General features: G+C 59.7%; 1 protein-coding gene and 1 pseudogene. Both read left to right on the forward strand.

What is annotated here, in order from left to right:
* A pseudogene (locus ACR0LL_RS21280) lies at nt 1-279 on the forward strand (nitrite/sulfite reductase); the annotation flags it as partial.
* The coding region (locus ACR0LL_RS21285) for a phosphoadenosine phosphosulfate reductase domain-containing protein (RefSeq protein ID WP_480589319.1) at nt 269-626 on the forward strand (358 nt) is incomplete at its 3' end. The pseudogene ACR0LL_RS21280 and the gene ACR0LL_RS21285, both read left to right, overlap by 11 nt.

Raw genomic sequence — 626 nt, forward strand, 5'->3', positions numbered from 1 at the left:
CATGTCGGCCATATCGGTATTCTGGGGCTGGATCGCGCAGGCGTCGAAAACTACCAGATCACTCTGGGGGGTGATGGCACCGAAACGGCTGCAATCGGCGATCGCACCGGTCCGGGCTTTGCCTATGACGAAATCGTACCCGCCGTCGAACGCATCGTAGACGCGTATCTAGAGCAACGTGATAGCGCAGAGGAGACTTTCCTGGAAACCTACCGCCGCGTCGGTATGGCTCCGTTCAAGGCCGCCCTCTATCCCGAGGCTCGGGCGAATGCCGCTTGACCTGATCCAGACGGAACTGGGCCGGGACAGACGTGAACTGACCGAAAAGGTCAACGCGCTGAACGCCCGGTTCCGCCACCACAGTGCACATGATGTGATGCATGGCGCGATTGAGGAGATTGACGCGCTTGCTCTGGTTTCCAGCTTTGGGGCGGAATCGGTGGTTCTGCTGCACATGGCGGCGGTTGTCGACAAGGCGACACCCGTCCTGTTCATCGACACGCAGATGCTGTTTGCCGAAACGCTGGCATACCAGCAAGAGGTCAGCGAGCGGCTGGGCCTCAGCAATGTTCACATCATCCGGGCGGATGAGGAGGACATTGAACGCGAAGACCCCTATGGCGCAT

It is taken from the genome of Ruegeria sp. AI2 (genome assembly GCF_056541275.1).